The sequence below is a fragment of the Pantoea sp. AG1095 genome, from assembly GCF_003208415.1.
GTDB classification, from domain to species: Bacteria; Pseudomonadota; Gammaproteobacteria; order Enterobacterales; family Enterobacteriaceae; genus Pantoea; species Pantoea leporis.
Map to the genome: position 1 here is coordinate 173976 of NZ_QKMJ01000003.1, position 20507 is coordinate 194482.

Annotated in this window: 16 protein-coding genes and 2 pseudogenes; 9 read left to right on the forward strand and 9 right to left on the reverse strand. The window is 54.3% G+C overall.

What is annotated here, in order from left to right; genetic code table 11:
• Positions 1-74: 74 nt before the first annotated feature.
• Positions 75-254 (forward strand): annotated as a pseudogene (locus DEU53_RS23140) (VapC toxin family PIN domain ribonuclease); the annotation flags it as partial.
• A 42-nt stretch (positions 255-296) separates the two neighbouring features.
• Here DEU53_RS23140 and betA read toward each other — a convergent pair.
• From betA to betI, 3 genes are read right to left on the reverse strand one after another with little or no spacing between them, the layout of a single operon-like run.
• A complete protein-coding gene (betA, locus tag DEU53_RS09470) occupies positions 297-1976 on the reverse strand; it encodes a choline dehydrogenase (protein WP_110866831.1) in 1680 nt (559 codons plus the stop codon).
• Between the two features lie 28 nt (positions 1977-2004).
• Positions 2005-3477: a betaine-aldehyde dehydrogenase gene (gene betB / locus DEU53_RS09475; RefSeq protein ID WP_110866832.1), complete on the reverse strand. Its 1473-nt coding sequence runs from the start codon at positions 3475-3477 to the stop codon at positions 2005-2007.
• Positions 3478-3490: 13 nt separating this feature from the next.
• Positions 3491-4084 (reverse strand): transcriptional regulator BetI, encoded by a 594-nt coding sequence (betI, locus tag DEU53_RS09480; protein WP_101761563.1) that lies wholly within the window; start codon positions 4082-4084, stop codon positions 3491-3493.
• 255 nt (positions 4085-4339) lie between these two features.
• Between betI and DEU53_RS09485 the strand changes: the two genes are divergently transcribed.
• Entirely contained in the window at positions 4340-6370 is a 2031-nt protein-coding gene (locus tag DEU53_RS09485) for a choline transporter (RefSeq protein WP_101761562.1), read from the forward strand.
• Between the two features lie 83 nt (positions 6371-6453).
• Entirely contained in the window at positions 6454-7428 is a 975-nt protein-coding gene (gene uvsE, locus DEU53_RS09490) for a UV DNA damage repair endonuclease UvsE (RefSeq protein ID WP_110866833.1), read from the forward strand.
• Here uvsE and DEU53_RS09495 read toward each other — a convergent pair.
• The 3 genes from DEU53_RS09495 to DEU53_RS09505 are packed head-to-tail and all read right to left on the reverse strand — an operon-like array spanning position 7415 to position 9757.
• Positions 7415-7888: an OmpA family protein gene (locus DEU53_RS09495; protein ID WP_110866834.1), complete on the reverse strand. Its 474-nt coding sequence runs from the start codon at positions 7886-7888 to the stop codon at positions 7415-7417. The genes uvsE and DEU53_RS09495 overlap by 14 nt on opposite strands.
• The gene (locus DEU53_RS09500) at positions 7885-9099 is read right to left on the reverse strand and encodes a diguanylate cyclase domain-containing protein (RefSeq protein ID WP_110866835.1); all 1215 of its coding nucleotides are present in this window, start codon (positions 9097-9099) and stop codon (positions 7885-7887) included. Before DEU53_RS09500 ends, DEU53_RS09495 begins: the two co-directional genes overlap by 4 nt.
• 1 nt (position 9100) lies before the next feature.
• On the reverse strand, positions 9101-9757 hold the full coding sequence (locus DEU53_RS09505; RefSeq protein WP_233501695.1) for a YfiR family protein: 657 nt from the start codon (positions 9755-9757) through the stop codon (positions 9101-9103).
• A gap of 379 nt (positions 9758-10136) precedes the next feature.
• Here DEU53_RS09505 and DEU53_RS09510 point away from each other — a divergent pair, with 379 nt between their 5' ends.
• Positions 10137-12185 (forward strand): FUSC family protein, encoded by a 2049-nt coding sequence (locus tag DEU53_RS09510; protein WP_110866836.1) that lies wholly within the window; start codon positions 10137-10139, stop codon positions 12183-12185.
• 174 nt (positions 12186-12359) lie between these two features.
• Here DEU53_RS09510 and DEU53_RS09515 read toward each other — a convergent pair whose 3' ends face one another.
• Complete coding sequence (locus DEU53_RS09515) at positions 12360-13796, reverse strand: 6-phospho-beta-glucosidase (protein WP_110866837.1); 1437 nt, start codon at positions 13794-13796, stop codon at positions 12360-12362.
• Positions 13797-13807: 11 nt separating this feature from the next.
• Entirely contained in the window at positions 13808-15259 is a 1452-nt protein-coding gene (gene ascF, locus DEU53_RS09520) for a PTS cellobiose/arbutin/salicin transporter subunit IIBC (protein WP_110866838.1), read from the reverse strand.
• A gap of 249 nt (positions 15260-15508) precedes the next feature.
• Between ascF and DEU53_RS09525 the strand changes: the two genes are divergently transcribed.
• Positions 15509-16528 carry a LacI family DNA-binding transcriptional regulator gene (locus DEU53_RS09525; protein WP_110866839.1) on the forward strand — a complete coding sequence of 340 codons (1020 nt, stop codon included), beginning with the start codon at positions 15509-15511 and terminating at the stop codon, positions 16526-16528.
• Between the two features lie 123 nt (positions 16529-16651).
• Here the strand turns inward: DEU53_RS09525 and DEU53_RS09530 are convergent.
• Positions 16652-16810 (reverse strand): annotated as a pseudogene (locus DEU53_RS09530) (acyl-CoA thioesterase); the annotation flags it as partial.
• Between the two features lie 232 nt (positions 16811-17042).
• Between DEU53_RS09530 and DEU53_RS09535 the strand changes: the two are divergent.
• The 4 genes from DEU53_RS09535 to DEU53_RS09550 are packed head-to-tail and all read left to right on the forward strand — an operon-like array spanning position 17043 to position 20504.
• Entirely contained in the window at positions 17043-17468 is a 426-nt protein-coding gene (locus DEU53_RS09535; RefSeq protein ID WP_008106850.1) for a RidA family protein, read from the forward strand.
• 13 nt (positions 17469-17481) lie between these two features.
• Positions 17482-18156 (forward strand): DUF1028 domain-containing protein, encoded by a 675-nt coding sequence (locus DEU53_RS09540; protein WP_110866840.1) that lies wholly within the window; start codon positions 17482-17484, stop codon positions 18154-18156.
• A gap of 8 nt (positions 18157-18164) precedes the next feature.
• Positions 18165-19316 carry an acetylornithine deacetylase gene (gene argE / locus DEU53_RS09545; protein ID WP_110866841.1) on the forward strand — a complete coding sequence of 384 codons (1152 nt, stop codon included), beginning with the start codon at positions 18165-18167 and terminating at the stop codon, positions 19314-19316.
• A 39-nt stretch (positions 19317-19355) separates the two neighbouring features.
• On the forward strand, positions 19356-20504 hold the full coding sequence (locus DEU53_RS09550) for an ABC transporter ATP-binding protein (RefSeq protein WP_110866842.1): 1149 nt from the start codon (positions 19356-19358) through the stop codon (positions 20502-20504).
• The last annotated feature ends 3 nt before the right edge of the window (positions 20505-20507 follow it).

Genomic DNA, 20507 nt, shown 5'->3' on the forward strand with positions numbered 1-20507 from the left:
GTTACAACATACTATTAATTGTTTCCCTAATCGTGAGCCTGGCAGCAGTGCGGTTGTCGTTGTGACAGTGAAGCGCGGCTATAGATGCTACGACGAAAGTGACAATGTCCTCGGCTGCGTCTGGTACTCCGATGGGTGCTAATGATGCGGCGATCGCCGGACATGCCATTGCGGCAGGCACAATTTTAGTCCCTGACAATACTCGGGAATTCGCTCGGGTAGTTGATTTAGATCTTCAGGATTGGGCTAGCTAGCCACCAAAGAAAAGGGCGACCAACGTCGCCCCCAAATCAACCTCAACCACGCATCGGTTCAGCGCGGACCGGTTTATCACCGGCAACAAAGTAATCCGCTTCGCTGCGCGGCAGCGGCTGTCGACCACGAATGTTATCTGCGATTTTCTCGCCGATCATGATGGTCGTCGCGTTCAGGTTACCGGTGATGATCAGCGGCATGATTGAAGCATCTACCACGCGCAGGGCTTCAACGCCGTGAACGCGGCCTTCACCATCGACGACAGACATCTCGTCGTTACCCATTTTACAGGTGCCACACGGGTGATAAGCCGTTTCGCCGTGATTTCGCACAAACTCATCCAACTGCTCATCGGTCTGGCAATCCAGGCCTGGGCTGATCTCCTTACCGCGATATCTATCCAGCGCCGGCTGGTTGATGATCTGGCGCGTAATACGAATCGCATCGCGGAACTCCTGCCAATCCTGCTCATGTGACATGTAGTTGAACAGAATCGCTGGATGGCGACGCGGATCGCGTGATTTCAGGCGTACATGACCGCGGCTTGGTGAGCGCATCGAACCAACGTGGCACTGGAAGCCGTGCGCTTCCACCGCGTTCGAGCCGTTGTAGTTAATCGCCACCGGCAGGAAGTGATACTGAATATTCGGCCAGCTGAACTCTTCACGGCTGCGGATAAAGCCGCCGCCTTCAAAGTGGTTGCTGGCGCCGACGCCGGTACCATTAAACAGCCACTCCGCACCGATTTTCGGTTGGTTCCACCACTTCAAGGCCGGGTAGAGCGAAACTGGCTCTTTGCACTCATATTGCAGGTACATTTCGAGGTGATCCTGCAAGTTCTCACCCACGCCCGGCAAATCATGCACCAGCGGGATATCGAACTGTTTCAGCAATTCAGCGGATCCGACTCCGGAACGCTGCAGAATCTGCGGCGAGGCGATGGCTCCGGCGCACAGCAGCACTTCACGACGTGCATGCGCCTGGTGCGAGGTATTGCTGGAACCCAGCAGATACTGCACGCCAACCGCGCGTTTACCTTCAAACAGAATGCGGTCGGTGGTCGCATGGGTGACGATTTTCAGGTTCGGACGGGTTTTCGCGGTATCGAGATAACCGCGCGCGGTGCTGGAGCGGCGACCTTTCGGCGTCACAAAGCGATCCATTGGCCCGAAACCTTCCTGCTGATAGCCATTCAGGTCATCAGTGCGCGGATAACCTGCCTGCACGCCCGCTTCAATCATCGCCGCAAACAGCGGATTGTTTCCAGGTTTACAGGTGGTAATGCTCACCGGACCTTCGCCGCCGTGATAATCATTGGCACCGATATCGCGCGTTTCTGATTTGCGATAGTAGGGCAGGCAGTTCAGGTAGCTCCAGTTTTCCAGGCCAGGCTCCCTGGCCCAGTTATCGAGGTCCATCGCGTTACCACGGATGTAACACATGCCGTTGATCAGCGACGATCCGCCCAAGCCTTTACCGCGCCCGCACTCCATGCGGCGGTTGTTCATGTACGGCTCAGGTTCAGTTTCATACGCCCAGTTGTAGCGTTTTCCCTGAAGCGGGAACGCCAGCGCCGCAGGCATCTGCGTGCGGAAGTCGAAGCGGTAATCTGGGCCGCCCGCTTCTAAAAGCAGCACATTGACGCTGCTATCTTCGGTCAGTCTTGTTGCCAAAACGTTCCCTGCGGATCCGGCTCCGATAATGATGTAATCAAATTCCATTAGTCGTTCCTCAGGTTAAAAGCCAAAATTAAAATACGGACTGAAAACGGGTCATTTCGAGCTGCACAGATTTCACTTGCGTGTAGTTTTGCAGCGTCATCAGGCCATTTTCACGGCCCACACCCGAATGTTTGTAACCGCCCACCGGCATTGCAGCGTCAGATTCGCCCCAGGTATTGATCCAGCAAATGCCCGCTTGAATCTGGTGAATTACGCGGTGCGCGCGGTTAAGATCCTGGGTTACCACACCGGCCGCCAGGCCAAATTCGGTAGCGTTGGCGCGGCGAACCACTTCTTCTTCGCTTTCATAAGTCAGAATCGACATCACTGGCCCGAAGATCTCTTCACGCACAATGGTCATCTCATCGCGGCAGTCGGTGAACACGGTCGGTTCCACCCATGCGCCGTTATCGAAAGCCGCACCGCTCAGACGTTTACCGCCGCACAGCAGGCGCGCACCTTCGCTGATGCCGGATTCAATAAAGCGCATCACGTTGTCGCGATGCGCGAAGCTCACCAGCGGACCGAAGTTGGTATCTGGATGGTTGAGATCGCCGGCCTTAATACGCGCCACGCGCTCAGCGATTTTGGCTTCAAACGCCGCTTGCAAATTAGCTGGGATAAACACGCGCGTGCCGTTGGTGCAAACCTGGCCCGAGCTGTAGAAGTTCGCCATCATCGCGATATCTGCGGCGAGGTCGAGATCGGCGTCGTCAAAGATGATCAGTGGCGATTTGCCGCCCAGCTCCATGGTGACATCTTTCAGCGTCGAACCGGCCGCATTGGCCATCACTTTCTTACCGCTGGCAACGCCGCCGGTGAAGGAGACTTTATCGATGCCCGGATGATCGGTAAGCAGCTGGCCGGTGACCGCGCCGCGACCGTTCAACACGTTGAACACGCCGTTCGGCACGCCCGCTTCAGTATAGATTTCCGCCAGTTTCAGCGCGGTCAGCGGCGTGACTTCGCTGGGTTTGAAGATCATCGCGTTACCGGCGGCCAATGCTGGCGCGGATTTCCACAGCGCGATCTGAATCGGATAGTTCCACGCGCCGATCCCGGCTACCACGCCCAGCGGTTCGCGGCGGGTGTAAACGAACGAGGTATCGCGCAGCGGGATCTGCTGGCCTTCCAGAGAAGGAATCAAGCCCGCGTAGTACTCGAGCACGTCGGCTCCGGTGACGATATCCACGTATTGGGTTTCGCTCAGCGGTTTGCCAGTGTCGAGGGTTTCCAGCGCGGCCAGTTCGTCATTGCGCTCACGCAGAATATCGACCGCACGGCGCAGAATGCGTGAACGTTCCATCGCGGTCATCGCCGCCCAGATTTTCTGGCCTTTTTTCGCGGCGGCAACAGCGCGATCAACATCTGCGCGTTCCGCTTCATGCACGTCGGCCAGCACTTCGCCGTTCGCCGGGTTGATGGTCTGGAATGTCTTACCTGCCGCAGCGGGAACCAATGCGCCATCAATATAAAGGTGTTGCTCGGTGAATCGGGACATGATTTCTCCTTCCTCAGTGATTCTGGTCAGCCAATTGCTGACGAATGAATTGGGTGGTGAGCTGTCTGGCGATAGCCAAATCGAACGGTTTGCCGCTGAGCGCCGCGCGCAGCCACAGGCCATCAATCAATGACGCGAGGCCATGTGCCGCCAGACGCGCCTTTTCGCGCGGGATAACGCGACGAAACTCGGCTGCCAATGTGGAAAACAGGCGACGGCTGCTCACGCGTTCTAAGCGGCCCAACTGTGGCTGATGCATGCTGCTGGCCCAGAAATCCAGCCAGGCTTTCATTGCGGCGCTGTGCACCTGCGAATCATCAAAGTTGCCTTCCACAATCGCCAGCAGGCGCGCTTCCGTTGTGGCGTCTGCCAGCGGTTTTAACCTTGCTGCTACCGCATCACGTAGCTGACGTGTTACGTCACGCATCGTGGCTTCCAGCAGACCGTTCTTGTCTTTGAAGTAGTGGCTAATGATGCCTGTCGATACGCCAGCACGTCGCGCAATCTGCGCAATGGTGGCATCGTTGATCCCGACTTCGTTGATGGTGCTCAGGGTCGCATCAATCAGTTGCCGACGACGTATCGGCTGCATTCCCACCTTTGGCATAACACTCCAGCTCCACTTCAATCTTAGAACACTATTAAAACTTTTTTTGATTGCACGTTCAATATAAAAAAGAAATTTGTTAGGATGCTGTGCTTGGATTGTTACAAAAACGAAGCGGGGAAGCGAAGGGACTCAGCGGATGCGTATGCACGCGCATCCCACGAAAACCGCATTTTGCCTCGTCGGGATGCCGTTAATGGCGATCTCCGCGAGCTTCTTTGGCACGTACTACAGGAAATTAACCAGAGGTAATCGATGATTAATCCACCTGCCAGTGAAAAAGACAGAATCAATCCTGTGGTGTTTTACACCTCCGCCGGACTGATTCTGACATTTTCACTTGTCACGATTTTTTACAGCGAACTCGCTGCCAGCTGGCTTCTGACCGCCGTTAATTGGGTCACCTCCACGTTTGGCTGGTACTACATGCTCGCTGCCACGCTGTACATCGTGTTCGTCATCTACATGGCATGTTCGCGCTACGGCGCCATCAAGCTGGGGCCGGAGCAATCTAAACCCGAGTTCAGCTTACTGAGCTGGTCGGCGATGCTGTTTGCCGCCGGCATCGGTATTGACCTGATGTTCTTCTCGGTTGCCGAGCCGGTAACCCAATACATGCAGCCGCCAGAAGGTGCAGGGCAGACCATGGAAGCCGCGCGTCAGGCGATGGTGTGGACGCTGTTCCACTACGGCGTCACCGGCTGGTCGATGTACGCATTAATGGGCATCGCGCTCGGCTACTTCAGCTATCGCTACAACCTGCCGCTCACCATCCGTTCGGCGCTCTATCCGATTTTCGGCAAACGCATTAATGGCCCGATTGGTCACACGGTGGATATCGCTGCGGTGATCGGCACCATCTTTGGTATCGCCACCACGTTGGGGATTGGTGTGGTGCAGCTGAACTACGGCCTCAACGTGCTGTTCGATGTGCCGGAAGGTTTCACGGCGCAGGCCGCGCTAATTGTGCTGTCAGTGATCATCGCCACCATCTCAGTAACATCCGGCGTGGATAAAGGCATCCGTATTCTTTCTGAGCTGAACGTCGCGCTGGCGCTGGGCTTAATTCTGTTCGTGCTGTTTATGGGCAAAACCGATTTCCTGCTCAACGCGCTGGTGCTGAACGTTGGTGATTACGTCAATCGCTTTATGGGCATGACGTTGAATACCTTTGCCTTCGATCAGCCACGCGAGTGGATGAATAGCTGGACGCTGTTCTTCTGGGCGTGGTGGGTTGCCTGGTCGCCGTTTGTCGGTCTGTTCCTCGCACGTATCTCGCGCGGTCGTACCATTCGTGAGTTCGTGTTGGGTACGCTGATTATTCCGTTCACCTTTACGCTGCTGTGGCTGTCGGTGTTTGGTAACGCGGCGCTGTATGAAATCATTCACGGCGATGCCGGCTTTGCGCAGGAAGTGATGGCGCATGCCGAACGCGGCTTCTATAGCCTGCTGGCGCAGTATCCGGCGTTTAAATTCAGTGCTTCGGTGGCCACCATCACCGGCATGCTGTTCTACGTGACGTCGGCGGATTCCGGTTCGCTGGTGCTGGGTAACTTCACCTCGAAGCTGAAAGACATCAACAGCGATGCACCGAACTGGCTGCGTATCTTCTGGTCGATTGCGATTGGTGTGCTGACGATGGGCATGCTAATGACCAACGGGATTTCTGCCCTGCAAAACGCCACGGTGATCATGGGCTTACCGTTTAGCTTTGTGATCTTCTTTGTGATGGCCGGGCTGTATAAATCGCTGAAGGTGGAAGATCACCGCCGCGCCAGCGCCAGCCGCGACACTGCGCCGTACATTTCGGCCAGTAACGATCGCCTGAGCTGGAAGAAGCGCCTGTCGCGTCTGATGAACTATCCGGGCACGCGTTATACGCAGAAGATGATGGAAGAGGTGCTGTTCCCGGCGATGCAGGATGTGGCGAAAGAGCTGGAGCTGCGCGGTGGACGTGTATCGCTGGAGCGTGCCGAGCCAGAAGAGGGGCAGCCGCTGGGCCACCTTGATCTGCGCGTGTTGCTGGGCGAGGAGCAGGATTTCGTTTATCAAATCTGGCCACAGCAGTATTCGGTACCGGGCTTTACCTATCGCGCACGTAGCGGTAAATCGACCTATTACCGCCTGGAAACCTTCTTGCTGGAAGGCAGCCAGGGCAATGATTTAATGGACTACAACAAAGAGCAGGTGATCATCGATATTCTCGATCAGTACGAACGTCACCTGAACTTTATCCACCTGCATCGTGAAGCGCCGGGCAGCAATATGACCTTCCCGGACGTGTGATCTCAGCCAGGTGCGCCTCGATGCGCACCTGGCACTTTCTCCGATCGCAGCTACACTTTCACGCTGATTAAACGGGGGATGAAATGAAATTAGGCTTTGCTTGTAAGTATCTGGATCAACAGGCTAAACAGCCGTATCCCTTCAAAAGCACCACCCGCACGCGCTTTCTCGGCCTCGATGATGAATCACGCATCACGCTGCTGAACCAGCTGGCGCAAAACAATCTGCAAAATCTCACTCTCACGCTTGAAAAGCTGGCCACGCAGCCCGACGCGCTGCGCATGATGCGCATCGGCAGCGATCTATTGCCGCTTTACACGGTGCCGCATGCGACTCAGCTGTACGGTGAATTATTGCCCGATCTTACGCCGTTACTGCGCCGCTGCGGCGAGCTGGCGCGCGCTAATAATATTCGGCTTTCATTCCACCCCGGCCAATATACGGTGCTGGCCTCCGATAATGACGGCGTGGTCGATCGCGCGATTGAGGATGTGGAGTATCACGCCACCTGTGCGGTATTAATGGGTTATGGCCGACAGTTTCAGGATTTCAAAATCAACATCCATATGAACGGCAAAAAGGGCTTTGAGGGATTCCGCGCCGCGTTTCTGCGGCTCACCCCTGAAGCGCGCAATATGCTAACGGTGGAAAATGATGAAATATCATGTTCGCTGGACGATGTGTTGCAGGCGCATGAGTTGTGTCCGGTAGTGCTGGATATTCACCATCATTGGGTGAAAGAGAATCACTATATTCAGGCTGATGATGCGCGCATCGCGCTGATAAAAGCGTCGTGGCGCGGTGTGCGGCCAGTTTTGCACTATTCGATTGCGCAGGAAGGTTTGATTCCCGATCACGGTTTCCCGGATCAGCAGGATTTAGCGGTGTCGAAAACCAAACTTCGCGCCCATGCCGATTATTACTTCAATCAAAGCTTAAATGATTGGGCGCTGTCGTTTGATGCCTTCGATATTATGTGCGAAGTGAAGATGAAGAATTTAGCGCGCGACCGTTTGTACGATTATGCAGTCGAGCGCCAGATCATCACGGCGCCGTAATCACAATCGCCACGCGGCGGTTTTGCGCCCGGCCCTGCGGGTTATTGTTGCTGGCAATCGGCGCGCTCATTCCTAAGCCGCGCGTAACGATATTTTCGCGCGGAATTCCCGCGCCTTGCGCCCATTGTGTCGCAACGGCGTTGGCTCTTTTCAACGACAGCTGCTGGTTGTAATCCGCTTTGCCGTAATTATCGGTATGACCATCAATACGCACATGCTCAATGCCGGTCGTCGCCAGATTTTTCGCCATTGTCTGAATGGTGTTTTTACTGGCGGGAGTGAGTTCAGATTCGTTGACGCCAAACAGAATTTTGTCCGACAAACCTAATCCCCAACCTTCGCTATTTTGGCTGAAACCGGCATTACGCATCGCTGCGATCTGTTCATCGCTGAAACGTCCCTTTGCCTGGCAACCGACCAGCGCCAGCACACACACCATCAGGAAAATTTTCATCTTCATCTCCGCACCTTACTCTTTCCCTTATTTTTGTACATGTTCGTATCTGCGCGTTCCAGAATCGACTCAACCGTATCGCCGTGCTGCGACCAGGCGTAGCCAATGGTCACCGAGGTGGAAATCGGAGTGCCTTCAGCAATAACTATTTTCTGGCTGATGGCTTCATTAATATCCTGCATCAGCAACTGCAATTGCGCCTCGCTGGCGCGGCTGCTCACCAGCATGGCAAACTCATCGCCGCCTAAACGCGCGACTAAATCCTGTTTATACGCCAATGCGGAAAGGCGCGAACCAATCGCTTTCAGTACTTCATCACCGGCGGCATGGCCCCAGTTATCATTGATGCTTTTAAAGCGATCGCCATCGAGAAACAGCAAAGCAAAGCGCTCTTTCGCCAGTTGCTGATCGAGCAGTTGGGTTAAACGCGCCACAAAGGCGGCGCGATTGGCGAGGCCGGTTAGCGGGTCTTCCAGCGCTTTGGCGGCCAGCGTGCGATTATCGCGGATCAGAGAAGCCTGCAGCGTCTGCATCTCTGTCAGCAACGAGTTGAGGTCATTGGAAAACAGCTGAAATTCGCGCGTCGGGCTTTCCGGGATACGTAAGGAAAAATCACCAGAATGGATCACGTAGTGGATCGAGCTGGTGATATTACGCAACGAGGCAAGTATGCCGCGATGGAGAAATTCACTCAGCAGGAAGGAGATGATTAACACGCACAGCATGCCGCTGGTCAGAATCATCAGCGAATAACGGATGAAATCGGCCGCACCGGTAACGGTGCCTTCCAGCGTCAGCGTACCGACATTGGCTTCCGAGTGGTTAATATTAACGCTGAGCGGTTTAAGATAAATCCACTCACGTAATAATCGCGGATACCAGCCGGTCTGTTCTTGTCGATCATGCCAGTCAACTAAAACAGTGTGATCGTCAGTCACCAGTTTTGCGGAATCGAACATGCCTTCATTGCCGAGGCGCGCGATTTTATTATGCGCGTCGTAGCTGTCTTCAAATACCGTGGCGGCCGTCAGCGTGGTGCTGAGCGTGGCGGCAATTAATTCCAGATTTCTTTTCTCGTAGCTTTTAATAAACAGCAGGGACGTTGACGAGAGTAGCAGCCAGCACAGCAATAAAATCACTGCAGAGTTAATGGTGCTAATCTTGCGCAGCTTGTTACGAATCGATGATTTGTCATTTAGTGAATTTTCTATTTTCATCTTATTTGCTTCCATTGCGGGACAGCAACAGTACGTCCGGACTCACCTTGACGCCGCTCCTGGCAAGCGAATCAAGGTTGACTGAGAACAGCGTGTGGTCGGGTTTAAAAATCAGGCAGAAGGCGGCGCCAATGGTACATTCCGCATTGTTTTCAGCGAGGGTTAATACCGCCTTACCTTTGAGGTGATTAAAAAGTTCAACCTGTTGTTGCGGCGTCTGATCGCCAAAATAGACCGCATCGCAATGCTGCGTTGCCAGTTCACTTTCGCTGGAGAGATAAACCACGCTAAACGGAACGGCTGAAGGCACACTATTTTGTGGCAATGAGAGATGTTGCGCGGAGGAAAATACGCAGAGTTGCGGCGCGCCGGTTAAACCCGGCCAATGGGTAAAACTAATAATACCGCTGACAATGCGATTGGCTTTATCGTCTTTTATTTCAGCAATTGCTGAGCGAGAAATAAACAGCAGCAGAAATAGGGCAGTTACGACGATTTTGCAGATATGGAGCAGGGAAAGCAGTACGTCGGCTTCCCGATGAAGTTGATGTTTACGTAACATACTGCGTTCCCGAGAGTTCTTCGCATTATTCAGCGCGCAAATAGTAGCACCGCTACGGTTAAAAATGTACCTACAGTTCGTAGGGCCGATATTCATGGCGACTTTTCTCGCAAAATGCTCACCCGAGCATTCCACAAATTTCTGCGATATTTGTAGACGGCATTGCGCGAAATTATTTTATGGATAAACGACCAAAAAAGGCGCACTTCACTAAAGTGTGATCCAGCACACATTTATCGGCCTGATAACTGCTACGCGTTAAAACGGCTGAAATCGCTGATGCCGGGTAAATTAGCGACAAAACCGCATCTTTAACGTGGATTTTCATTAGCCGTGCTTACGCATTTGCGCCACATGCAAACCGCGCGATGAACATGGTTTTCGATTACGAAATAATTCGACATATTTATCGAGGTGAGGCTTTTTCACATTCTGGCAGGATACGCAACATTCAGTACATCCTGGTCACCGTGTCATGCAGTGGTTTTCAAAAAACGCCGTTTTTTTTGCTGTAAAAACCTGTCTGGCCGCCTTTCTGGCACTCTATTTCGCACTCGAACTGAATCTGGATAAACCGGCGTGGGCGGTGACCACGGTGTTGCTCGCGTCACAGCTCTATTCCGCCTCAACCATTTCCAAATCGGTGTTCCGTCTGCTGGGGACACTATTGGGCGGCGTATTCGTCTTCTTTATCTTTCCGCCGACCGTGCAGCATCCGCTGCTGTTCTGTTTCTGCATTTCGTTATGGGTCAGCGTTTGCCTCTATCTGTCACTGCACGACCGCACGCCAAAGAGTTACGTGTTTATGCTGGCTGGTTACAGCGCGGCGATCATGGGTTTTCCGGAAGTCACCACGCCGCTGTCGATCACCAGCACGGTGATTTCACGTATAGAAGAGATCACGCTCGGCATCGTCTGCAGCAGCCTTGTGCATGCGCTGTTGTTTCCGGTATCGATGCGCAGTCTGTTGGAGCAGAGTGTCAGCCACTGGTATCTTAACGCGCGCAAACTGTGCAGCGATTTGCTTTCCGGCATTCCCAGCGATAGTTCGCCTGAGCGTGACGATATTCTGATCCGCATGGCAACGCATCCGCAGCAGGTGGAAGTGCTGATCACCCACTGCGTTTATGAAGGTGACGCCGCGCGGAGACTGATTCGCCTGGTTAGCGTGCAGTATCAACATCTCTCCTATTTGATCCCGACGCTGACGGCTATCGAGATGCGCCTGCAGCGGCTCTCGATACTGCAAATCGCCTTTCCGGAAAACGTGGCGCAAACCTTTCAGCTGTTTCTACAGTGGCTCAATGATGGTGAAGCGGTAGGGGAAACCAGCGGCATCCAGCTGACGTTAAGCGCTTGTCAGGCTGAACTTAACCTCGCCTGGCAAAACGGCGAATTGCCTACTGAAAACTGGCTGCTTTTTACCGGATTAATGGAACGGCTGGCGGATTTTGTCCGTATTGCCGGGGCCTATCAAAGCGTTGGTGGATTGGTAAGCGACCTGTCGGGCGACACTACACTGGCGCGCGGCAAACGCACGCACCGCTTTTTTGATAAAGGGTTAATTCGGCTTTCGGCGTTAACCGCGTTCTGTGCCACCTTCGGTTCCTGCTTGTTATGGATGGGAACGGGCTGGCGTGATGGCGCATCGGCACCGGTGATGGCGGCGATTCTCTGCTCATTGCTCGCCAGCCAGGATACGCCGCTGACTTCAATGAAGCTGTTTGTGCGTGGCGTAATCGTGGCGATCATTATCAGCGTAATTTACGTGGCGCTGCTGCTGCCGCAAGCCACCTCGTTTGAGGCGCTGATGATTTGTCTTGCACCCGGACTGATGATTCTGGCGCTGATGATCGCGCGGCCCTCGACCAACATGATAGGCCTGAGCGTAGCGATTCAGATCCCCGGCTTTATCGGCCTCGGCCACCATTTAAAACCCGATTTGGTGCTGCTAATCAATAACGCGATTGCCACCATGGCGGGCGTGATGTTTGCGGTAATCATCACCGCCATCATGCGTAACAAACGCCCATCATGGACCGCGCGCCGCGCCGTGCGACAAGGTCTGCGCGAGCTATTGCGCTTTATTAAAGAGACCGAACGAAACGGTTCGTCACTGCTGGGACGGCAACGTTTTATCAGCCTGATGCTGGATAAAGTGAATGTGGTGTTGCCGCGCTTACGGCTCGATCCGCATCCCGATATGCGTTCAGCCGGCATGTTGCTCAAGGAAGTGTGGCTGGGCGTGAATAGCTTTGATTATTACGCGCGCCACAAAGAGCTGCTGCAGCAATATCATCTGGATAGTGGACAGATGTTTCATGAGCTGGCGCTGTTTCTCAAACGCCGCCTGAAGTCACTGCAAACCCCACCGCATGCGGATTTGCAGGATGAGCTGGATTTACTGTTGCTGAAGCTGGAACAACTGGCGAAACACGACGAAAGGGTGCTGACGCCGCTGTTCCATCTGTTCAGTATTCGGCTCTATCTTTTCCCGCAACAAGCGTGGCCAATCATTAAGTAGGGTCGCCATTCATGGAGTAATGCTCGTCAGTTAAGACATGAAACCCTCATCACCGAGAGCACACATTGTAGCGGCGCAATTCATTGCGCGATAAATCGCGCCGCTACGGAAGGTGCGGTGATTTGAAACGGCGCTTAACTGATCGGCATTACGCCATTCATGGCGACCACTTATTTACAGCGCCTCCAGATTCCGCCCGTTGCTGGCGATCACTTGCTTGTACCACCAGAATGATTTTTTGCGGATGCGTTCCAGGCTGCCGTTGCCTTTGTCATCACGATCGACATAAACAAACCCGTAGCGCTTACTCATTTCGCCGGTCGAGGCCGCCACCAAATCGATGCAGCCCCACGTGGTATAACCGATCAGCGGAATACCATCGGCAATCGCTTCGCCCATCGCCTGAATATGCTCTTTCAGATAGCTGATGCGGTAATCGTCGTTAATCTCGCCGTCGGCATTGATTTCATCGTGCGCGCCGAGGCCGTTTTCCACCAGAAACAGCGGCTTCTGGTAGCGGTCATACATTATGTTCATGGTGATACGCAGACCGAGTGGATCGATGCCCCAGCCCCAATCGCTGCGTTTAACATGCGGATTGGTCAGCGATTTCACTACGTTGGCGGCGCTGCTGTTTTGCTCGTTCATCTCTGCCGAGGCGCAGCGTGAGGCGTAATAGCTGAAGGAGACGAAATCAACGGTGTGACGCAGCGTAGCGGCATCTTCCGCTTCCATCGTAATCTCTACGCCTTTCTCGCGGAACACCCGCGCGGCATACGAAGGATAAGCGCCGCGCGCCTGCACATCGATAAAGAACAGGTTTTCGCGATCCTTCTCCAGCGCGGCCCATACATCCTCCGGCTTACATGACCACGGATAGAAGTTGCCACCCGCCAGCATGCAGCCGACCTGGTTTTCCGGGTTAATTTCATGGGCGATTTTGGTCACCAGCGCGCTTGCCACCAGCTCGTGATGCGCCGCCTGATACTTCACCTGCTCCGGGTTTTCGCCCGGTTCAAACACCAAACCTGCGCCGGAAAACGGGCTGTGCAGCAGGATATTGATCTCGTTAAAGGTCAGCCAATACTTCACCAGACCGTTAAATTCTTCAAAGCAGGTGCGCGCATAGCGGCTGAAAAATTCGATCATTTTGCGATTGCGCCACGAACCGTATTCGGTCACCAAATGCATCGGTACATCGAAGTGGCACAGCGTCACCAGCGGCGTGATGCCATATTTCTGGCACTCTTCAAACAGGCTGCGATAGAACGCGATGCCTTCCGCGTTAGGCGTCAATTCATTGCCTTGCGGATAAATACGGCTCCAGGCAATCGAGGTACGAAACACGGTAAAACCCATTTCTGCCATCAGCGCGATATCGTCTTTATAGCGACGGTAAAAATCGATGGCGTCATGGCTTGGGTAATACTCATCGCTGCGTAGTTCGAAGCGCTTTTCCTGGCCCAACTTTACCGGCATGCGATGCGCGCCGTGGGGGATCATATCCACCGTGGTTAAACCTTTACCACCCGCCAGATAGCTCCCCTCTGACTGATTAGCGGCTAACGCGCCGCCCCACAAAAATCCCTCTGGAAATGTCACTTCAGACATAAAAACCTCTTTTACACCTTGGATAAATTAACGTTGGCGGAGTTGGCATCATCCGTCACCGGCTTTGGCTGTGCGGGCTCGGTGACCGGGATATCTTCAAAGCCGAGAATCAACGTCAGAATGAAGGAGAGCACCACCGACAGCACCATCACGCCAGCGACCCACACGATGCTCATCGGATTGGTAGGATCGAAAAACTGTACGCTGGTGAACAAGCCTGGCGAGGCCATTGAATGGCTGGCAAGTCCCCCAATCCCGGCCACTGCGCCGCAGATAAAGCCGCTGATCAGGCTGGCGATCAGCGGACGTTTCAACCTGACCGCCACGCCATACAGCGCCGGTTCAGAAATGCCCGCGACAATCGCCGATGCCGCCGCCGCAAAAGCGGTTTGACGCAGTTCAGGGTTCTTGGTTTTGAATGCCACCGCCAGCGAAGAACCGCCCAGCGACAGGTTGGCCCCGATCTCTGACGGCATCACCATGCCTTCTTTGCCGGTTTCGGCGATGGTTTGAATGATGGTGGGGGTAAATACGCGATGCATCCCGGTCATCACCAGCAGCGGCCACAGCGCGCCCATAATCGCCACCGATAACCAGCCAAGATAGCCGTGAATGGTGTAGACCAGCGCGGAAATGCCGCTACCAATCCAGATGCCGAGCGGTCCAATCAGCACAATGGCAATCGGTGCGGCCACCAGCACGATCAGCATCGGCTTGAGGAAGTTCTTGGTAACCGCAGGCGTGATGCGATCAACCCAGTATTCGATATGCGACAGAATCCACGTCATCACTAACGCCGGAATAACCGTGTAGGTGTACTTCACCGCCGTCACTGGAATGTAAGCAAATTCCACCGCCTGGCCTTGTGCGGCTTTCGCCATTAAATCGACAAAGTTGGGATGCACCAGCACACCCGCGATGGCAATCGCCAGCGACATGTTGGTTTTGAATTTCAGCGCGGCGGAGGCGGCCACCATAATCGGCAGGAAGAAGAACGCGCCGTCACCTATCACGTTGAGGATGATCAGTGTGGATGAGCCTTTCTCCAGCACGCCGCTCATCTCCAGCACCATCGCCAGCAACTTTACCATCGAGCCACCAATAATCGCCGGGATCAACGGTGACATGGTGCCCACCAGCGCATCAAGAATACCGGCACCGATGCTGCGTAGGGTGATTTTGCGTTTCACTGGCGCGGCGCCTTCGCTGTTCGGCGTGCCGAGCTTCAACACTTCCTGATAAGCGAGGTTCACATTGTTACCAATGATCACCTGACACTGCGTGTCGGTGTGCACCACGCCCATCACGCCGGGAATGGCTTTCAGTGTGGCGTTATCAATGCTGGCGCTCTCTTTCACCACGAAACGCAGGCGCGTCATGCAGTGCGTCACCGCTTCGATATTGTTCAGGCCGCCGAGCGCAGCCACGATGGCGCGCGAGACATCCGCATAATTTTTAGCCATGGATTTTTAATCTCTGATTATTTGGTAGGGGTACAACGGTTTCTGCGTGATTTTTCATCATGAGAAACCGGTTTCACAAAATCATGAAGATGCAATGTAATCCAGGCAAGAAATTTAAAATTCGATAGTTGAAAGTGTGAAGTTGATCGCTTTGACTAACTGGACGGCTATGCGGTAATGGCAGAAAAATTGCCGCCTGTTTCGTAGCTTAGGTACACTGCTGCAATGAGCATGGAAAAAGAGTGAATCATGGCGACGATAATCGAGGTGGCAAAAGTAGCAGGCGTATCCAAAGCGACTGTATCGCGTGTGCTGTCTGGCAACGGCTATGTCAGCCAGGAAAAACGCGAGAAGGTGTATCAGGCGATTGCCGCTACTGATTTCCGCCCTAACTTGCTGGCGCGCAATCTGGCGACCAAATCCAGCCAGACGATTGGGCTAGTGATCACCAATACCCTTTACACCGGCAGCTACTTCAGCGAGTTGATGCAGCACTCTGCGCGCCTGATGGAACAGCAGGGACGTCAGTTGTTGCTGGTGGATGGTAAACACAGCGCCGAAGAGGAGCGTGCGGCCATTCAGTTCCTGCTCGATTTGCGCTGCGATGGCGTGATCATCTATCCGCGTTTTCTCACCACCGATGAAATGGACAGCATCATTGCGCAGCATAAACACCCGATATTGGTGATCAACCGCCGTCTGCGTCAGCACGACAGTTACTGCATTTACTCGGATCAACAGCGCAGCAGCAGCGTCGCGGTGGAGCAGCTGATTGCGCTGGGCCATCGCGACATCGCCTTTATCACCGGTTCACTGGATTCGCCGACCGGCCGCGAACGTCTGGCGGGCTACCACGCGGCGCTGACCAAACATGGCATTGCCGTTGAAGATGCGCTGGTTGTCGAAGGAAAATGGCAGGCGCAAAACGGCATGACAGCGGTGCAACAGTTACTGAAGCAGGGCAGAAATTTCACGGCGCTGGTGGCCAGTAACGATGATATGGCGGTGGGCGCGCTCAAAGCGCTGGCGGCCGCGCAGATTGCGGTGCCTGCACAAGTGGCAGTGATCGGTTTCGATGATATCCCGCTGGCGCCGTTTACCATTCCGGCGTTATCCAGCGTGAAAATGCCGGTAACCGAGATGATTCAGGAAACCATTGAACGCCTGATTTCCATGCTGGATGGCGGCGAAATGCGCAACGACAAAACCTTTGCCGGGGAATTAATTATGCGTGAATCAGTTGGGCCGGGACCGCATCACCATCAGTGATGAAAAATTGGGGTTTCTTATTCCAGTCATTTAGCCACTGATGTTATGTGGAAATTTATTTCTCTATTAACAGGCTGAGGGGAAAACGGGTTCCCCCCGCACCGCAATCCGGTGCGGGAGCGTAATTTTGCCCTGTTGAAACTCTTCTTCAATATCGATACCTAAAGCCTCACGCATGTAAGCGTGGCGCGTCCACTCCATATAAAACGGATAATAAAGGCCATCGACCACGCCCTGAAAATCGATATGCTTTTCATCCACCTCATACTGCTTTGCAAACATTTTTATATCCTTATCTGAGAGTTAGGGGAATAAGGAGGGTGGTATACCTCAGAACGCACGTCCGGTAAACGCCGGTTAGTCGGCAGGTGATGGTGTTCACAATTTAATGCTAAAAATCATCACCGTTAGCTCCTTCGGATTTTTTAAAGCAACACCTCGGTTAATGCTGTTTTCGCTGCCAGGCGTAGGAGGGTATACCTTGCGAAACCCTTTTTTCGCAGAGCAGGCCAGCATGACCACACATACTCGCATCCGTAAATTCAACACCAAAGAAACCTATCCCAATCAGGCACTGGATAACGATCTCTGTCAGGCGGTGCGCGCAGGCAATACCGTGTATGTCCGTGGGCAGATTGGCACCGACTTTGCGGGCAACCTGGTAGGATTAGGCGATCCCGCCGCGCAAGCCGAACAGGCGATGAAAAACGTTAAACAGCTACTGGAAGAAGCGGGCAGCGATTTATCGCATATCGTTAAAACCACCACTTACATCATTGATCCCCGCTATCGCGAGCCGGTGTATCAGGTGGTAGGCAAGTGGCTGAAAGGTGTGTTCCCGATCTCCACCGGTTTGGTGATTTCCGGTTTAGGTCAGCCGCAATGGTTGATGGAAATCGATGTGATCGCGGTTATTCCTGACGACTGGCAAGCGGAATAAGAGGCGCGAGACGATGACGTTATCCATTGTGGGACGCTGCGACGCAACCGGTCAAATCGGCATTGCCATTAGCTCATCCAGCATTGCGGTAGGCGCACGTTGCCCATGGCTACGCGCGGTAGTGGGCGCAGTATCAACCCAGAACATTACCTTACCTGCGCTAGGCCCGCGCATTCTTGATCGCCTGCAACAAGGCGACAGCGCAGAAGCCGCGCTTAAAGCCGGACTCGCCAGCGACGACTTTTCCTCTTATCGCCAGGTGACGGTGTTAGCCGCCGATGGCCAAACGGCCTGCTTTAGCGGTGACAAAACGCTGGGCATTCATAACGCGCAAACCGGTCATCACTGTGTTGCGGCGGGCAATCTGTTGGCTAATCCTGAGGTAATTCCGGCGATGGTAAGCGCCTTCGAACAGCATTCAGGTCATTTAGCCGAGCGCTTAATGGCAGCGCTGCAAGCGGGCATGCAGGCGGGCGGGGAAGCGGGGCCGGTGCACTCCTCTGCATTGTCGATCGTTGATGATCAGGTGTGGCCGATTGTCGATCTGCGTGTTGACTGGACGGAGGGCGATCCAATTAGCGAACTCGACCAGCTGTGGCTGGCTTATCAACCGCAAATGAACGATTACGTGACGCGCGCCATTGATCCAACGCAGGCACCCCGTTATGGCGTGCCGGGCGACGAGTAGGAGTTTCCATGTTTACCAGCCGACAACTGCTTGAAAAGCTGGTGGCGTTTGACACCACCAGCCGTGAATCCAACCTGGCATTGATCGATTTCGTCTGGCGTTACCTGAATGATTTGGGTGTAAGCGGTGAGCTAATTCACAACGCGGAACGCAGTAAAGCCAATTTGTATGCACGTCTTGGACCCGCTGGCGATGGCGGCGTGATGCTCTCCGGCCACAGCGATGTGGTGCCAGTGGAGGGACAAAACTGGAGCGTGCCACCGTTCGTGCTCACCGAACGTGACGGCAAGTTATACGGGCGCGGCACCGCCGATATGAAAGGTTACATCGCCTGCATGCTGGCGGCAGTGCCTCATTTTCTGGCACAGCCGCTAAAGCAGCCGCTGCATCTGGCAATCTCCTATGACGAAGAGGTCGGCTGCCTGGGCGTGCGCACCTTGCTGGAGGCGCTGTTGCAGCGCCCGGAAAAGCCGTCAATCTGCCTGATTGGTGAACCCACCGAATTGCTACCGGTGCTCGGTCATAAGGGAAAACTGGGTGTGCGCTGCGAAGTGAAGGGCGCGGCTTGCCATTCTGCCTATGCGCCGCAGGGTGTCAATGCCATCGAATATGCTGCGCAGCTTGTTCATCAATTAACGGCGATCGGCGAGCGCCTGGCGCAGACTGAACAACATGACACACGTTTCGATCCCCCTTTTACGACGGTGCAAACCGGCATTATCCGTGGCGGCACTGTATTGAACATTGTGCCCGCTGAATGTGTCTTTGATTTTGAAGTGCGCACCTTGCCCCAGCATGACGCGCAAGCCGTTGCCGCTGAGATCGAGACCTTCGCGCAATCAGAGCTGGTGCCGCGTATGCAGGCCGTCGCAGTGGACAGCGCGATCCGTTTTTATCCTATCAGTGGCTATCCCGGGTTATTAACCGATGCGCAAAGTGACGCTGCGCGATTAATCGCCTATCTCACTCAATCCAGCGACTTCAGCACGGTAGCCTTTGGCACCGAAGGCGGCTTGTTCCACCAGGCCGGTATTCCCAGCGTGATTTGTGGGCCTGGCAGCATGGCGCAAGGTCATAAACCCGACGAATTCATCAGCATCGCTCAGTTGGATGCCTGTGACGCCATGATGCAGCGCTTAGCCGCATGGATGAGTCAATGATTACTGTGACAACGTCACACCAATTGCTTTGGAGAGTTCATGGTTAGTGCAGAAATCACCCGATTCCCACAGCCCGATATGCCGCGCCTCGCAGTGAAAAGCAGCAACATCGCCGTACAGTTAGATGGCGTGCTGAAGAAGTTTGGCGACGCTATCGCACTACACAAAATTTCCCTGACTATTGAGGAAGGGGAATTTATTACCCTGCTTGGCCCATCGGGCTGCGGCAAAACCACGTTGCTCAATTTGATGGCCGGTTTTGCTGAAGCTGATGGCGGCGAGATTTTTATTGATGGCGAATTGGTCACGGAAATCCCCCCTTACCAGCGTGAAATCGGCATCGTGTTCCAGAACTACGCGCTGTTTCCGCATATGACGGTGGAGAAAAATGTGGGTTATGGCCTGCGTATGCGCGGGGTGCCAAAGGCCGAAATCGCGGAGCGCGTTGAGCAAGCATTAGCGTTGGTCAAACTGGCGGGTTACGGCCATCGCAAACCGCGTGAACTCTCCGGCGGACAACAGCAGCGTGTGGCACTGGCGCGTGCGCTGGTGATCCGTCCAAAAGTCTTGTTGCTGGATGAGCCATTTTCCGCGCTGGACAAGAATCTGCGTTTATCGATGCAGGTCGAACTGAAAGCCATCCAGCGCAAGTTAGGCGTCACCACGGTGTTTGTCACCCACGATCAGGGCGAAGCGCTTAGCATGAGCGATCGTGTGGTGGTGATGTCAGCGGGGCATGTGCGCCAAATCGGTACACCGGATGAAATCTATCGCCAGCCGCGCGATCCTTTTGTGGCGGGCTTTGTCGGTGACGTCAACATCTTGCCTGGACGTTATGCCGGGCGCGATCACGCTGCGGTGCTTGAGCTGGGCGGCAACGCGCTGCGTCTGCCGGCAGAGCGCGTGCAGGCGAGCGTTGGCGAGCGACTCGATGTGTACGTGCGTCCGGAAAACATTCAATTGGGGCCGCTCTCTTCGCATTGTTTCCTGAGCGCCACGGTGATCACCCATGTGTTTCAGGGCGATCACGTTGATGTGCATCTTGATGTGCCAGCCCTCGGCAGCGCCTCGCTGTTTGCGCGCCAGTCGGGTCTGGAATCCCTAACCCGCTGGCCAGTGGGTAGCGTAGTGGGCATCACCTTTGATGATGAAGGCGTGTGCGCCTTTACCGCCGCTAAGCAAGGATAAGAT

Excerpts from the sequence above, each read along its gene's own strand:
- betA (WP_110866831.1), bottom strand. The coding sequence starts at position 1,976 with ATGGAATTTGATTACATCATTATCGGAGCCGGATCCGCAGGGAACGTT.
- betB (WP_110866832.1), bottom strand. The coding sequence starts at position 3,477 with ATGTCCCGATTCACCGAGCAACACCTTTATATTGATGGCGCATTGGTT.
- betI (WP_101761563.1), bottom strand. The coding sequence starts at position 4,084 with ATGCCAAAGGTGGGAATGCAGCCGATACGTCGTCGGCAACTGATTGAT.
- DEU53_RS09485 (WP_101761562.1), top strand. The coding sequence starts at position 4,340 with ATGATTAATCCACCTGCCAGTGAAAAAGACAGAATCAATCCTGTGGTG.
- uvsE (WP_110866833.1), top strand. The coding sequence starts at position 6,454 with ATGAAATTAGGCTTTGCTTGTAAGTATCTGGATCAACAGGCTAAACAG.
- DEU53_RS09495 (WP_110866834.1), bottom strand. The coding sequence starts at position 7,888 with ATGAAGATGAAAATTTTCCTGATGGTGTGTGTGCTGGCGCTGGTCGGT.
- DEU53_RS09500 (WP_110866835.1), bottom strand. The coding sequence starts at position 9,099 with ATGAAAATAGAAAATTCACTAAATGACAAATCATCGATTCGTAACAAG.
- DEU53_RS09505 (WP_233501695.1), bottom strand. The coding sequence starts at position 9,757 with ATGAATATCGGCCCTACGAACTGTAGGTACATTTTTAACCGTAGCGGT.
- DEU53_RS09510 (WP_110866836.1), top strand. The coding sequence starts at position 10,137 with ATGCAGTGGTTTTCAAAAAACGCCGTTTTTTTTGCTGTAAAAACCTGT.
- DEU53_RS09515 (WP_110866837.1), bottom strand. The coding sequence starts at position 13,796 with ATGTCTGAAGTGACATTTCCAGAGGGATTTTTGTGGGGCGGCGCGTTA.
- ascF (WP_110866838.1), bottom strand. The coding sequence starts at position 15,259 with ATGGCTAAAAATTATGCGGATGTCTCGCGCGCCATCGTGGCTGCGCTC.
- DEU53_RS09525 (WP_110866839.1), top strand. The coding sequence starts at position 15,509 with ATGGCGACGATAATCGAGGTGGCAAAAGTAGCAGGCGTATCCAAAGCG.
- DEU53_RS09535 (WP_008106850.1), top strand. The coding sequence starts at position 17,043 with ATGACCACACATACTCGCATCCGTAAATTCAACACCAAAGAAACCTAT.
- DEU53_RS09540 (WP_110866840.1), top strand. The coding sequence starts at position 17,482 with ATGACGTTATCCATTGTGGGACGCTGCGACGCAACCGGTCAAATCGGC.
- argE (WP_110866841.1), top strand. The coding sequence starts at position 18,165 with ATGTTTACCAGCCGACAACTGCTTGAAAAGCTGGTGGCGTTTGACACC.
- DEU53_RS09550 (WP_110866842.1), top strand. The coding sequence starts at position 19,356 with ATGGTTAGTGCAGAAATCACCCGATTCCCACAGCCCGATATGCCGCGC.